Annotated in this window: 12 protein-coding genes; 5 read left to right on the forward strand and 7 right to left on the reverse strand. The window is 71.1% G+C overall.

Features of this window, described 5'->3' with window-relative positions; translation table 11 throughout:
• Positions 1 to 33 precede the first annotated feature (33 nt).
• Positions 34 to 2,478 (forward strand): ATP-dependent DNA ligase, encoded by a 2,445-nt coding sequence (locus CI089_RS11795; RefSeq protein ID WP_094262473.1) that lies wholly within the window; start codon positions 34 to 36, stop codon positions 2,476 to 2,478.
• Positions 2,479 to 3,096: 618 nt separating this feature from the next.
• Here the strand turns inward: CI089_RS11795 and rdgB are convergent.
• Genes rdgB through murI form a run of 3 tightly spaced genes read right to left on the reverse strand, consistent with a single transcriptional unit; the run spans position 3,097 to position 5,287 of the window.
• On the reverse strand, positions 3,097 to 3,690 hold the full coding sequence (rdgB, locus tag CI089_RS11800) for an RdgB/HAM1 family non-canonical purine NTP pyrophosphatase (RefSeq protein WP_094261738.1): 594 nt from the start codon (positions 3,688 to 3,690) through the stop codon (positions 3,097 to 3,099).
• A complete protein-coding gene (gene rph / locus CI089_RS11805) occupies positions 3,687 to 4,418 on the reverse strand; it encodes a ribonuclease PH (protein ID WP_094261739.1) in 732 nt (243 codons plus the stop codon). Before rph ends, rdgB begins: the two co-directional genes overlap by 4 nt.
• Positions 4,419 to 4,450: 32 nt before the next feature.
• Complete coding sequence (gene murI / locus CI089_RS11810) at positions 4,451 to 5,287, reverse strand: glutamate racemase (RefSeq protein WP_036304919.1); 837 nt, start codon at positions 5,285 to 5,287, stop codon at positions 4,451 to 4,453.
• Between the two features lie 71 nt (positions 5,288 to 5,358).
• Here murI and CI089_RS11815 point away from each other — a divergent pair, with 71 nt between their 5' ends.
• Positions 5,359 to 6,690 (forward strand): nicotinate phosphoribosyltransferase, encoded by a 1,332-nt coding sequence (locus CI089_RS11815; RefSeq protein WP_256977897.1) that lies wholly within the window; start codon positions 5,359 to 5,361, stop codon positions 6,688 to 6,690.
• 106 nt (positions 6,691 to 6,796) lie between these two features.
• On the opposite strand, the gene CI089_RS11820 is transcribed toward CI089_RS11815, so the two are convergent.
• Genes CI089_RS11820 through CI089_RS16710 form a run of 3 tightly spaced genes read right to left on the reverse strand, consistent with a single transcriptional unit; the run spans position 6,797 to position 10,328 of the window.
• Complete coding sequence (locus CI089_RS11820) at positions 6,797 to 7,063, reverse strand: DUF3039 domain-containing protein (RefSeq protein ID WP_023951164.1); 267 nt, start codon at positions 7,061 to 7,063, stop codon at positions 6,797 to 6,799.
• Between the two features lie 23 nt (positions 7,064 to 7,086).
• Positions 7,087 to 8,622, reverse strand: a complete 1,536-nt coding sequence (locus CI089_RS11825) for a hypothetical protein (RefSeq protein ID WP_094261741.1) — start codon at positions 8,620 to 8,622, stop codon at positions 7,087 to 7,089.
• Positions 8,598 to 10,328 carry an ATP-binding cassette domain-containing protein gene (locus tag CI089_RS16710; RefSeq protein ID WP_306426970.1) on the reverse strand — a complete coding sequence of 577 codons (1,731 nt, stop codon included), beginning with the start codon at positions 10,326 to 10,328 and terminating at the stop codon, positions 8,598 to 8,600. Before CI089_RS16710 ends, CI089_RS11825 begins: the two co-directional genes overlap by 25 nt.
• Positions 10,329 to 10,534: 206 nt before the next feature.
• Between CI089_RS16710 and CI089_RS11835 the strand changes: the two genes are divergently transcribed.
• From CI089_RS11835 to CI089_RS11845, 3 genes are read left to right on the forward strand one after another with little or no spacing between them, the layout of a single operon-like run.
• Positions 10,535 to 11,227 carry a phosphocholine cytidylyltransferase family protein gene (locus tag CI089_RS11835; RefSeq protein ID WP_094261742.1) on the forward strand — a complete coding sequence of 231 codons (693 nt, stop codon included), beginning with the start codon at positions 10,535 to 10,537 and terminating at the stop codon, positions 11,225 to 11,227.
• 38 nt (positions 11,228 to 11,265) lie between these two features.
• Positions 11,266 to 12,228, forward strand: a complete 963-nt coding sequence (locus CI089_RS11840; RefSeq protein ID WP_256977902.1) for a hypothetical protein — start codon at positions 11,266 to 11,268, stop codon at positions 12,226 to 12,228.
• Positions 12,225 to 12,446 carry an SCO4848 family membrane protein gene (locus tag CI089_RS11845; RefSeq protein WP_094261743.1) on the forward strand — a complete coding sequence of 74 codons (222 nt, stop codon included), beginning with the start codon at positions 12,225 to 12,227 and terminating at the stop codon, positions 12,444 to 12,446. The genes CI089_RS11840 and CI089_RS11845 overlap by 4 nt, the downstream gene beginning before the upstream one ends.
• Before the next feature lie 19 nt (positions 12,447 to 12,465).
• Here the strand turns inward: CI089_RS11845 and CI089_RS11850 are convergent, their stop codons facing one another.
• A complete protein-coding gene (locus CI089_RS11850) occupies positions 12,466 to 13,734 on the reverse strand; it encodes a CDP-glycerol glycerophosphotransferase family protein (RefSeq protein WP_094261744.1) in 1,269 nt (422 codons plus the stop codon).
• Positions 13,735 to 13,776 lie beyond the last annotated feature (42 nt).

The raw sequence follows: 13,776 nt of genomic DNA on the forward strand, positions 1-13,776 counted from the left end.
CGACGCCAGCGGGTGGCGCAATACCCTGTCGGCATGGCAGGAGAGCAGACGGTACAGGTCGACGGCCGCCGACTGCGCCTGTCGAACCTCGACAAGGTGCTGTACCCGAGAACGGGCACCACGAAGGGCGAGGTGATCGACTACTTCTCGCGCATCGCGCCCCTGATGCTCCCCCACCTCGACCGGCGCCCGGTGACGCGCAAGCGCTGGCCCGAGGGTGTCGAGCAGCCCGATTTCTTCGCGAAGGCCCTCGAGCCGGGCGCCCCCGCGTGGCTCCCCCGCATGCCGATCGACCACTCCAGCGGGTCGAAGGACTACCCCCTCGTCGAGGAGGTCGCCTCGCTCGTCTACCTCGCACAGGTCGCGAGCCTCGAACTGCACGTCCCGCAGTGGCGCTTCACCGATACCGGCGAGCGCGGGTCCCCCGACCGGCTCGTCCTCGACCTCGATCCCGGCCCCGGCGTCGGGCTGGCCGAGTGCGCCGAGGTGGCGCGGTGGGTGCGCAGCATCCTCTCGGACATGGGAATGGACCTCTTCCCCGTGACGAGCGGCAGCAAGGGCATCCATCTGTACGCTCCCCTCGCGGGCGCGCAGACGAGCGACCAGGCCTCGGCGTTCGCGAGAGAGCTGGCTCGCGCCCTCGAGGCCGACCACCCCGATCTCGTCATCAGTCAGATGACCCGCAGCGCCCGCACAGGCAAGGTCTTCCTCGACTGGAGCCAGAACAACGGCTCGAAGACCACCATCGCCCCCTACTCCCTGCGCGGCCGCGATGAGCCGACCGTCGCTGCGCCGCGGACATGGGACGAGCTGGACGATCCGGGCCTCCGCCACCTGCGCTTCGACGAGATGCTCGAGCGCGCACATGACCTGGGCGATCTGCTGGCGCCCCTCGCGCCCCGGCGAACGGCGCCGCTCGCGCCCTACCTCGCGAAGCGGTCCGCGGACCGCACGCCCGAGCCCATGCCCGAGGCCGTGTCGGGTGCTCCGGTGGCCGTTCCGGATGCAGGCTCCCCGCGCAGGCCCCGCTTCGTCGTGCAGGAGCATCACGCCCGACGCCTGCACTACGACCTACGTCTGGAGCGGGATGGGGTGCTGGTCAGCTGGGCCGTGCCCCGCGGCATCCCCGAGACCACCGACCGCAACCATCTCGCCGTGATGACCGAGCCGCATCCCCTCGAGTACCTGACCTTCCACGGCGAGATCCCCGCCGGCGAGTACGGCGCGGGGACCATGACGATCTGGGACACCGGCGTCTATGACCTCGAGAAGTGGCGCGAGGACGAGATCATCTTTACGCTCCGCGGCACCACCGGCGGAGCCGCGGCCGACGCGCGCCTCGTGCTCATCCGCACCGGCGGGTCGGGTGAGAAGTCGCAGTGGCTTCTGCACCGGATGAAGACCGAGGCTCCGGCGGCCGGCTCCGCTCCGGCGGGATCCGCGCGGCCGGCGGCGTCCGATCATCCTGACGGCGACACGGGCGCGTCCCCGAGCGCCGCCGGTCCGGTGTCCCCCATGCTGTCCGTCTCATCGTCGCCCGGAGCCGCCCGGGCAACGGCGGAGCGCTGGGGGTCGTGGGTCGAGTTCAAGTGGGACGGCGTTCGGGCGATCGCGTATTGGGACGGCGAGCGGATGCGGTTGCACGCCCGCAGCGGCACCGACATCACGGCCCGCTACCCCGAGCTCACCGGAGACGATGCCGATCTGGGACTCGGCGAGACCCCGCTCGTGCTCGACGGCGAGATCGTCGCTCTCGACGCGGCCGGACGTCCGAGCTTCCCGCTCCTGCAGAACCGGATGCACCTCACGAAGGCTCGCGACATCGCGCGGGAGCGCGACCGCACGCCCGCCGATCTCTTCGTGTTCGATCTGCTGCGGCACGGCGACCGAGACGTCATGGCCCTGCCCCTGCGCGAGCGTCGTCGACTGCTCGAGTCCGCGACGGCGCACGCGAACCCGCCGCTCACGGTGCCACCGGTCACCGATGACCTCGACGCCGCGCTGACCGTGGCTCGAGAGCTCGATCTCGAGGGTGCCGTCGTGAAGGACCCGTCATCCCGTTACCGCGCCGGCGTCCGATCGGAGGAATGGCTCAAGGTCAAGCTCACCCGCACCCAGGACGTCGTCGTCGGAGCGATCAGGCCCGGCAAGGGAGCACGCCGCGGCGGAATCGGGTCGCTGCTGCTGGGCATCCCCGACGACGACGGCGCGCTGCACTACGCCGGGCGCGTCGGGTCGGGATTCTCCGATGCCGAGCTCGCCCGGCTGACCGCCGCCCTCGACCCCCTCCGCTCGCGCGAGAACCCGTTCGTCGGCATCCCTGCGGCCGACGCCTCCGACGCCCTGTGGGTTCGGCCCGAGCTCGTCGGCGAGGTCGAGTTCGCCGAGTTCACGCCCGGCGGCATCCTGCGCCACGCTCGCTGGCGCGGCCTGCGGCCGGACCGGACCCCCGGCGACGTCCGCCGAGACGAGGGCTAGGGACGCCGATCGGCCTCGCCCCGGTGGACGGCGCCTGGCCCGCGATTGGTCGCCGGTCCGGGCTCGGTCGCCGTTGCGGGCCGTGCGGTGCGGTGCAGGGCCGTGCGGTGCAGGGCCCAGCGGTGCCGTCAACAGGCTGAACGGCTGGACAGAGCCACATCGCGCCCTCCGCACCCGGCTCAGCCTGTCGACGGAACCGCACAGGTCGCGCGGCACGGTGTGCGCGACACCTCTCGCTCTGACACGAATGGCGTGCTCCGACGCGAACCGTGTGCTCTGGCGCCTCGCCGCCGCGCTGCGAGCAGTTGCGATTGAGCGCGATCCTCGTGCCGCGGACAGGCAGAACCGTGACTGGCCCTCTCGTTTCGGGCCGACGGCCACGCTCAGCCTGTTGGCGGCACCGATGTCCCAAAGCCGCAGCTGCCGTCGCCGGCCGATCGTCCGGGCGGCCGCAGGCCCGCCCACCGGCGCGAGGGGCGCGGCCGCCATCGGGCGGCAGGGGGGCTGAGAGGTGCCGCGAACAGGCTCCTGCAGGGCCTCCGGCCTCGACTGAGGCGTGCCGCGGCGCTCAGCCTGTCGACGGGACGCGAGCCGCGCGACGCGCCGACGCGAGGCAAGTCAGAGCGAGCGCAGCAGCTCGGTGAGCGCGACGAAGGCACGCGCGCGGTGCGATGCGGCGTTCTTCTCCGCCGCCGACCACTCCGCGACGGTGCGAGCCGGCTCCGGCTGCCCGTCGGGCACGAAGACCGGGTCGTATCCGAAACCACCCGCGCCGGCCGCCTCGGTCGCCAGCCGGCCCGGCCAGACGCCCTCGACGACGTGCTCGGTCCCGCCGTCGACGAGCGCGATGACCGAGACGAACTGTGCGGTGCGGCGCGGGTCGGCGATGTCGGAGAGCTGATCGAGCAGCAGGGCCGTGTTGGCTGCGGCATCCTTCTGGTGACCCGCCCAGTAGGCCGAGAAAGCACCCGGGGCTCCCCCGAGCGCGTCGACGCAGATGCCCGAGTCATCCGCGAGCGCCGGCAGCCCCGTGTGCGCCGCGGCGGCTCGGGCCTTGATCAACGCGTTCTCGGTGAAGGTGACGCCGTCCTCGACCGGTTCCGGTCCGTCGTACCCGATGACCTCCAGGTCGGGGCGGACCGCGGCGACGATCGCGTGGAACTCCTCGACCTTGTGCGGGTTGTGGGTCGCGAGGACGATACGACCGGTCATGCCAGCGTCGCCTCCTGGATGTCGCGCAGCTGCGCGCACCCGTTCACGCCGAGCTCGAGCAGGGCATCGAGCTCGCGCTTGTCGAAGGGAGCACCCTCGGCGGTCCCCTGCACCTCGACGAAGAGCCCGCGGCCGGTGACGACGACGTTCATGTCGGTCTCGGCCCGTACGTCCTCGACGTAGGCGAGGTCGAGCATCGGCGTTCCGTCGATGATCCCGACCGAGACCGCCGACACCGAGTCCACCAGCGGCGCCGAGCGCTGCGCGATGAACTTCTGCGACCGGCCCCACTCGATCGCGTCGGCCAGGGCGACGTAGGCCCCGGTGATCGCGGCGGTGCGGGTTCCGCCGTCGGCCTGCAGCACGTCGCAGTCGATGACGATCGTGTTCTCGCCCAGCGCCTTGGTGTCGACGACCGCGCGCAGCGCTCGACCGATGAGACGCGAGATCTCGTGGGTCCGACCGCCGACCTTGCCCTTGATCGACTCGCGGTCGTTCCGGCTGTTGGTCGCCCGCGGGAGCATGGCGTACTCCGCCGTGACCCACCCCTTGCCCTTGCCGGTCAGCCAGCGCGGGACGCCGTTGGTGAACGAGGCCGTGCAGAGCACCTTCGTGCCCCCGAAGCTCACGAGAGCCGACCCTTCGGCGTGAGCGCTCCAGCCCCGCTCGATCGTCACGGTGCGGAGCTGGTCGGCGGTGCGCCCGTCGGCGCGCAGGGAATCGGTCATGAGGGTGTCTCCGATCGGACGGCGGATGAGGGTCAGGATGCGGGCGGGGCGAGCTTCGGCAGCACGATCGCCCCCGTCTGGACCATGCGCACCGACGGCACGCCCCGGCCCATGAGCCGGTCGGCGAGGTCCAGGAAGTCGTCGCCGGAGTCGCCCGTGGCCTCGTAGACGTGGCGCGGCACGGCGGAGTCGTGCGCGAGCAGGCCGCGGGAGACGAGCTGACGGTACACGTCCTTCGCCGTCTCGGAGTCGCTCGAGACCAGCGCGACATCGGGGCCCATGACGTAACTGATCGCACCCTCGAGGAACGGGTAGTGAGTGCAGCCGAGCACGAGGGTGTCGACGCCCGCTTCGCGCAGGGGCGCGAGATAGTCCTCGGCGACCGCGAGCACCTCGGGCGACTGCGTGATGCCCGCCTCGACGAACTCGACGAAGCGGGGGCAGGATGCCGCGAAGACCTCGAGCCGCTCGTTGACCTCGAGCATGTCCTGGTAGGCGCGGGAGGCGATGGTGCCGACCGTCCCGATGACGCCGATGCGCCCGTTGCGGGTGGTGGAGATCGCTGCGCGCACGGCGGGGTTGATGACCTCGACCACCGGCACGTCGTAGCGCTCGCGCGCGTCGCGGAGCAAGGCGGCGGACGCGGTGTTGCACGCGATCACGAGCATCTTCACGCCCTCGTCGACGAGGGTGTCGAGCACCTCGAGCCCGTACCGCCGGACGTCGGCGATGGGCTTGGGCCCGTAGGGCGAATGCGCGGTGTCGCCGATGTACAGCAGCGACTCCCGCGGCAGCAGCTGCGAGATCGCCCGCGCCACCGTGAGCCCGCCGACACCCGAGTCGAAGATTCCGATGGGCGCGTCGTTCACGATCATCGAGCCTACCTGGCGTCGACGCCACGGCATCCCGTGCCGCTGATGCGGAATGCCGCGTCGCTACAGTGGCAGTCATGGCCTCCAGCGCTCTGCTCACCGACCGTTACGAGATCACGATGCTGCAGGCCGCCCTGCGCGACGGCACGGCCGATCGACGCTGCGTGTTCGAGGTCTTCGCCCGGCGGCTCCCCGGCGGACGCCGGTTCGGCGTCGTCGCGGGCACCGGGCGGCTGCTCGAGGAGATCGAGAGCTTCCGCTTCGGCGACGAGGAGCTGACGTTCCTGCGCGAGCACGCGGGACTCGATGAGACGACCCTCGCGTGGCTCGCCGACTACCGCTTCACGGGCACCATCACCGGATACCGCGAAGGCGAGCTCTACTTCCCCGGTTCGCCGGTCCTGACCGTCGAGGGGACGTTCGCCGAGGCGGTCGTCCTCGAGACCCTCGTGCTCAGCATCCTCAACTACGACTCCGCCGTTGCCACGGCCGCGGCGCGCATGGCGATCGCCGCCGGGGATCGCCCGCTCGCCGAGATGGGGTCGCGCCGTGCCCACGAACGCAGCGCCGTCGCGGCCGCTCGGGCCGCCCACATCGCCGGCTTCGGGGCGACGAGCAACCTCGAGGCGGGTCGCACGTGGGGCATCCCGACCATGGGTACCGCTGCACACGCCTGGACGCTGCTGCACGACAGCGAGGAGGCTGCCTTCCGCAGCCAGATCGACGCGCTCGGCGTCGACACGACGCTCCTGATCGACACCTACGACATCACCGAGGGCGTCGCGACGGCGATCCGGGTCGCGGGCACCGGCCTCGGCGGGGTGCGGATCGACTCGGGCGACCTCCCGACCGTCGCAGCGGACGTCCGCGCGCAGCTCGACGAACTCGGCGCCCAGGGCACGCGCATCACGGTCACGAGTGACCTCGATGAGTACGCGATCGCGGCCCTGGCGGCATCCCCTGTCGACGCCTACGGGGTGGGAACGTCGCTCGTCACCGGATCGGGCACGCCGACCGCCGGCATGGTCTACAAGCTCGTCGCGCGGCAGAACGACGACGGGTCCTGGCTCTCGGTCGCGAAGGCCTCGGCAGACAAGGTGTCGCACGGCGGACGCAAGACGGCGTTCCGGGCGCTCGACGGCGGCACCGCGGTCGAGGAGATCGTCGTCGTGTCCGATGGGTTCGAGCCGCTCGACACGCCCGCCGAGCATCCCGACGCCCGCGCCCTGCAGACGGCGTTGTTCGCCGACGGCCGGGCCGTCGCGGACTGGGTCGGTGCTGCCGGGGTTCGAGCCGCTCGAGCGCACCACGCGAGCGTGATCGAGGAGATGCCGGTCCGTGCTCTGGCGCTCAGCCGCTCCGAGCCCGCGATCCCGACGATCTACCGCGACGCCGACTGAGGCCACGGCCCCCGCTCACCGAAAACGCACCGTCCCGCTCAGAACGCACCCTTCACGGTGCACTCTCGGCGGGACGGTGCGTTTTCGCGAGTCCAGCAACGACGCGTCAGCGCGTCATCGACTCGTAGATCTCCTTGCACGTGGGGCAGACCGGGAACTTCTCGGGGTCACGACCGGGAGTCCACTTCTTGCCGCACAGCGCGCGTACGGGCTTGCCCGTGATGGCGGACTCGAGGATCTTGTCCTTCTTGACGTAATGCGAGAACCGCTCGTGGTCGCCCGGCTCGATCGTCTCCTCGCGGATGAGCTCTTCGAGCTCACGGTCGAGGGTCGCGAGACCGCCCTGGTCGGGAGAATCGAGAGGAGTGCTCATGCGGGAATTCTATCGGCGAACGGTCAGGTCGTCTCGGCGAATGCCATGAGCCGGTCCCCGCGCCGATCGAACAGCAGACCGCCGATGAGGATGCCGGCGACGAGCACGACGAGCCCGACCCCTACTCCGGTTCCGAGAGCCCACCACTGCGCGTGGGCCTCGCCCATCAGGAACCGCCACGACCACCACAGCGCCGGTGATGCCGCGAGCAGCGCCCCCACCAGCACGGCGCCCTGAGCGAGTCCGCCGCCGGTGCGCTGCGGCTGCTGGAAGGGGCTGTCGCCGTGTCGCGCGACCGCGTAGGGCGCGAGCACGGACGAGACCGACGAGAGGCCGAGACCGCCGAGGAGCAGCGCGGAGCAGACTCCGACCATCACCGGCAGCACGCCCCAATCACCGTGGATGCCGATGCCGACGGGGATCGCGATCGCGAGCAGCGGCAACGCGACGAGAAGCAGCGGCACGAGTCGACCGACCCGGTCGGACGCACCGCGAACCGCGCTGGAGATGTGCAGCCAGACGGCCGAACCGTCGTAGGCGAGGTCGTTGTGGACGACCCAGCCGAGCAGGAGGGCGATGAGCGGAGCGGGGATCAGCGCCGCGATCTCGTGCGGCACACCGACGATGACGAGGGGTACGACCGCGACGACGGCCGCCACCGGGATGATCGCGATGTCGACGAGATACCGGGGATCGCGTAGCCAGTACACGAGAGAACGCGCCGCGACGGCGCCCCCGGGCGTTCCCGGGGTCACGGTGAACCAGCCCAGTCCGCGGCGCTCGCGCACGGACACGGGCCGTTCCGTGTGAGTGAGCATCCGCCGCACGATCAGGATCCATGCCGCGGCCAATGCCACGGCCGAGAGGACCGCGACGATGGCGACGGCTGGCCGGGGGTCGAGCGGGAGAACCCAAGCCGCCCCGATAGGGGTGACCGCCAGCGTTTGCACGGCGGCGAGCAGCGGGCCCGGGACGCCGTCGTCCCAGTTGAGCGAGGCCAGGAAGACCGCGACCGGGATCGCGACCACGGCGATACCCAGCAGCAGCAGCGTCGTCAGCTCGCGCGATCGACGATCCGCGAGCACGAGAGCGGCGATTCCGAGCGCGACCCGCGCCAGGAGGAGCTGGGTGACGACGATCAGCGCAGCACCGAAGACTGCGGCCACCGGATCGACCCCGTGGGCGACCCAGGTGAGTGCGACGGCGACCGACACCGCGATCACGGCCGCCGACGGCAGGCTCAGCGGGCTTGCTGCCGCCGTCGAGGCGGCAACCAGCCGCCAGTCACGACCGGTCACGATGAAGGCGCGCGGATCGAGCGGGTCGCGAACGGGGGTGACCAGCGGAACGAGCGCGAAGCAGGCTGAGACGGCCGCGCCGCCGACAGCGAGCACCACGAGCGCGCTCGCGAGGGGCGCATCCTGCAGACGCAGGAGCGCGAGGACGATCGCGCCGACGAGAACCACGGTCGCAGCGAGCGCTGCCAGAGCGCGGGCACGGTGGAACCGCAGTGCCCCGACCAGGACGTCGAACCTCAGTCGGAGAACGTGTGCAACCATTCGAGGCCCTCCACCGCGCTCGTCCCGCCGGCAAGTTCGAGGAACCGCTGTTCGAGCGTGCGTCCGTCACGTACCTCGTCGACGGTGCCGGCCGCCAGGATGCGGCCGCCCACGAGGACCGCGACGCCCGAGCAGGCGCGCTGGACGAGCTCCATCCCGTGGCTCGACAGGATGACGGTGCCGCCGTGGTCGACGTACTTCTGCAGGATGTCGAGGATGACAGCGCTCGACACCGGATCCACCGACTCGAAGGGCTCGTCGAGGACGAGCAGCCGCGGCGCGTGGATCATGGCGCCCGCGAGCATGACCTTCTTCGTCATGCCGGCCGAGTAGTCCGAGACGCTGCGTCCGAGCGCGTCGGTCAGATCGAACGCCGCGGCCAGGTCGGCGATCCGGTTCTCGACGACCGCGGGCTTCAGCCCGCGCAGGACCCCGTAGTAGTAGAGGAGCTGGCGGCCGGAGAGACGGTCGAAGGTGCGCAGCCGATCGGGCAGGACGCCCATCTGCCGCTTGGCTCCGGCCGGGTCTCGACGGATGTCTATTCCCGCGATCTCGACCGCGCCCTCATCGGGACGGAGAAGGCCGGCGATCATCGAGAGCGTCGTCGTCTTTCCCGCACCGTTGGGCCCGACGAGCCCGAAGAACGATCCCGCGGGGATCTCGAGGTCGATGCGATCGACCGCGCGCGCCTCGCCGTAGGCCTTTGTGACGCCCCGCAGGCGCAACGCCGGCGCGCTCGAGGCGCGGTCCCCGGAATCGTGGGCCGACGTGGCGCCGCCCGCAGCGACCGTCACGATGCCGAGCACCTCGGACGGCTCGACGTCGTCGACGGCAGCGGTCGACAGGGACTGCGGTTCCGGCGACGCGTCCGGCTCGACGTCGGCGATCGCGTCGCGCGCCACCAGCTCCGGCTCCTCTTCCAGGCCCACGACCGACTCGGGCTCGGGCTCGGGCTCGGGCTCTTCATTCTCCGACAGGACGAGTTCGGGCTCCGGCTGCTCATCCGGAGTCACGACCGCGTCGGGTTCGAGTTCGGGTTCGGCGTCGGCCTCGGGTTCGGCGTCGGGCTGGGGCTCCGGTTCGGCGGCGAGCTCGGGTTCAGCGGCGGGCTCAGGACCCGCGTCCGGCTCGGGCGCGACGTCCTCGGGCACGACGTCCTCGCGCACCACGTCTTCCGCCACCACGTCTTCCACAACCGCATCCTGGTCGGGTTCCGCCTCGGTGGCAGCTTCCGGAGACGATTCGCCGACGGACGAGCCCACGGGCTCGCCGGTCGAAACCGTCTCCGGCGTGGTCGCATCGGTCGCAACGGCCCCGTCGTCCGAGTCGGGAACGGTCTCCGCGACCTTCGACCCCGCATCCTCCGTGGGCGCCGCGAACGCCGCCGCAGCCACGGCGGCGGGAATCTCCGGCTTCGGCGGTGTCGCACCGGCCTCCGGCGCGGCGTCCGCCGAGCGCGGCTTCCGCGGCGACTTCTTCGCGCCGGACGAGCCCGACCCGCGCGGCTTGCGCGGTTTCGTGGTGCGCGGAGAGCCCTTCTTGGACGCCGTCGAGGTTCGCTCGGGCGACCCCGCAGCGGGTGGTGCCGCGACCGCGAGTTCGGCGGCCGCGACCTCGGCGGGGATGTCGGGCAGAGGCGGCGCGGTCGTACCGACAGGCGACGCGCCACGCTGTTCGTGCTGGGGGGTGGCCGAGTCGTCTGTCACCCCCCAAACCTATCAAGCGGGCCGTCTGCGCCGAGGCTCTGCGTCATGAGGGAACACCGAGAATCGCGCTACCAGCAAGGTCACGAAAGCGCAACGGCTCCGGGTGTTCGGGCGACCTCCCAGAACGGGTCGGTACCATGAAAAACGCTGTCCCGGGGTGTCACTCCGGTGAATGCTGATCTAACTCGTAACTTCAGGAGATGCTCGTGGGCCTTCAGATCGTGATCCTCGCCGCAGGGATGGGCTCCCGCCTGGGCCGCTCCCTCCCCAAGCCGCTCACCGAGCTGAACGACGGCCGCAGCATCATGCAGCAGCAGCACGACAACATCCGCGCGGCGTTCGGCGACGATGCGCGCATCACCACGGTGGTCGGCTACCGTGCCGAGACGATCGTCGACGCTTTCCCGGATGTCGACTACGTCTACAACGCGCGCTATGACGAGACCAACACCTCGCAGAGCCTGCTGCGGGCGCTCAAGGCCTCGGGACGCGGGGGCGTCCTGTGGATGAACGGCGACGTCGTCTTCGACCCGCGCGTCCTCGGCCGCGCCGTCGCGCTCATCGAACGCGACCAGTCGTTCGTGACCGTCAACACCGCCAAGGTCAGCGACGAGGAAGTGAAGTACACCGTCGGTGCCGACGGGTTCATCAAGGAGCTCTCCAAGACGGTCCGCGGCGGTATCGGCGAGGCGGTCGGCATCAACTACATCTCGTCCCGCGACAAGAAGGCGCTCATCGCGCAGCTCGGCCGCGTCGACGACCAGGACTACTTCGAGCGAGGTCTCGAGCTCGCCGTCGCCGAGAACGACCTGCGACTCGAGCCGATGGACATCTCCGACCTGTACGCCGTCGAGGTCGACTTCGCCGAGGACCTCGAGCGCGCGAACCTGTACGTCTGACGGCGCCGCCGCGCCGCGGGCGCGAGAGGATGGGTGCCATGGCCCGTAAGGTGCACCGCATCGATTCCCTTCCCGACGACGCTCCGCGCCGCGACGCGGGCGAGGCCGGCGCCGGGCAGCATCCGCTCAGCGTCCGGACGCTCGATCGACTGCTCGCCGTGCAGCGTCCGGTCGTCCTCGCTCACCTCCGGGGCATCCGCCACCGGCATCCCGAGGCGACGACCGCGCAGGTCGTGCAGATGCTCGAGCGCCGCTATCTGACGGCCGTCACCACGGGCGGCGCGGCGGTCGGCGCGACAGCCGTGATCCCGGGGATCGGCACGGCGACGACCCTCGCGCTCAGCGGAGTGGAGACGGCGGGGTTCCTCGAGGCGACCGCGCTGTTCGCCCAGTCGCTCGCGGAACTGCACGGCATCCCCGTCGACAACCCCGACCGCGCGCGGGCTCTCGTGCTCGCGCTCATGCTCGGCCGCGAGGGCGCCGACCTGGTGGGGCAGTTCGCCAAGCAGGCGAGCGGAAAAGGCAGCCCCCGCAGTTCCTACTGGGGCGAGCTCGTCACGTCCTCGCTCCCCCGTACCGCCGTCGGCCCGGTGCTCGACCGGCTCAAGCACGCGTTCGTGCGACGGTTCGCCGCCGCAGGCGGAGCATCCGTCGTCGGCAAGGCCCTCCCGTTCGGCATCGGCGCGGCGATCGGCGGCACCGGCAACCACATTCTCGGCCGCCGTGTGATCTCCGGTGCCCGCCGCGCGTTCGGGGTGGTTCCCGTGAGCTTCCCTGCGGCGCTCGAATCACGCGACGAAAATCAACCGATCGGACGAGGCGCCGGGCTCGTGGCGCGGCGAATCAGCGGCGTCTTCGCCGAGGGAGGCCGTCAGATCGGGACATTCGCCTCTCGTCCGTTCCGGCGCGGCGAACGGCACGGCCCGATTGCAGACCCCGGCGGCCTGGATGAACCCGCCGCCGGCGCCGAGCACGACCTCGATGACCGGAAGGAACCATGACCGCTTTCCTGATCTCGATCCTCATCGTCGGAGCGCTGTTCAACGTCGTCACCTGGCCGACGTTCCTGCGGCGGGTGGCGCGCGATCCGCGCGCGACGGATGCCGCGGGCCGGCGCACCCGGTTCTTCACCGTGCACCTCGTCCTCGTCGTCATCGCCCTGGTGCTGGCGGTGCTGTTCGTGGTGGGCGCGGTGATGATCGGCACCGCCGCGCTCTGAATCCGGGGGCGCCGGCTGATCAGGCGTCGTCGAGCTCGGCCTCGTCGCGTTCGTCTGCGACTGTCACCGTGCGCGCGTCCCACTCCGCCCACCGCTGCATGAGCAGCTCGATGGCAGCGTGAAAACGAGCCGTCGCCGCCCCGGGCGAGGTGTCGCCGAAGTAGTGGCGCGACCAACCGCGCAGCCGCTGCGAGGCCTCCGGATCGTCGGCGACACGGTCGGCGATCTCGACGATCGACGCTGCCGAGGCCGCATCGAGCCACGCAGCGTCGGCGAGGTAGCCGCCCGTGTCGACGAGCGCCGCGGGGTCGACAGGACGCGTCACCAGCAGAGGCTTCGCCACGGCCAGCCGGTCGTAGATCATGGCCGAGATGTCCACGACGGCCAGGTCGGCGGCTGCCAGCTGCCAGCCCAGCTCTGGCCCGTCGTCGTAGACGTGGTGCGCGAGCGGGTCGGCGGCGTTGGCAGCCGCGATGGCGGCGACGATGCGTCGGTGCGCGTCGCCGTAGGCCGCATCCACGACGCCGGAGCGCGGGTGCGGGCGATAGATCAGCCGGTGCCGCGGTGAGGCGAGGACCGCCGACACGAGCGACTCGCCGTGCGATGCGATCGAGCCGTAGTGCGCAGCGGGCCGGTCGCCCTCCCACGTCGGGGCGTAGAGGATGACGCGGCGCCCGTCCTCGGGGTACGGGAGCGCACCCGAGAAGTGATCCGCTTGCGGCCGTCCGATCGCTATCGTGCGCGCGTCGAGGTCGTAGTCCCACAGGACGCGACCGAGCCGCTCGCGGGCCGCGTCACCGGCGATCAGCGCGTAGTCGTACGCCTTGAACTGGTTCGTGGTCATGTACATCTTGTCGGACTCGCCGTGGTTGATGAAGACGTGCCACCGGTGCCCGTACCGGAACATCTGGAAGTTGCGGGTGTTCTGGTTGACGTAGAGGACGACGCGGATGTCCTGGGCGGCGACCACCGATTCGAGCGCCCGCACGGTCGGCGCGAAGACGACGGGCAGGGCGCCGTCGGCGAGAAGGGCCTGCGCACCCGTCGCGCTGCGGCTGATGACGACCACCGGCCACGTCTCGGCGAGGAGCTGCAGCGGCTTGTACCACTGCCGCATCTGGTACATGTTCACCTCGCCGTCGGCGAAGTAGACGGCGACGCGGAAGTGGTCGGTCGCCGGCTTCGGCAGCCGGGCGAGGGAGCGCCGCACGTCGACGTACGCCGCCCGGTTCGATACCGCCCGCCGCACGAGGGCTACGGCTTTGCGCGCGTCCGCGATGATTCCCACCCCTCCAGGGTACCGAGGGTGCGAGCCAGGACCGGGACGCGT

Origin of the sequence: Microbacterium sp. Yaish 1, from assembly GCF_002245215.1 — a bacterium.
Taxonomy (GTDB): Bacteria; Actinomycetota; Actinomycetes; order Actinomycetales; family Microbacteriaceae; genus Microbacterium.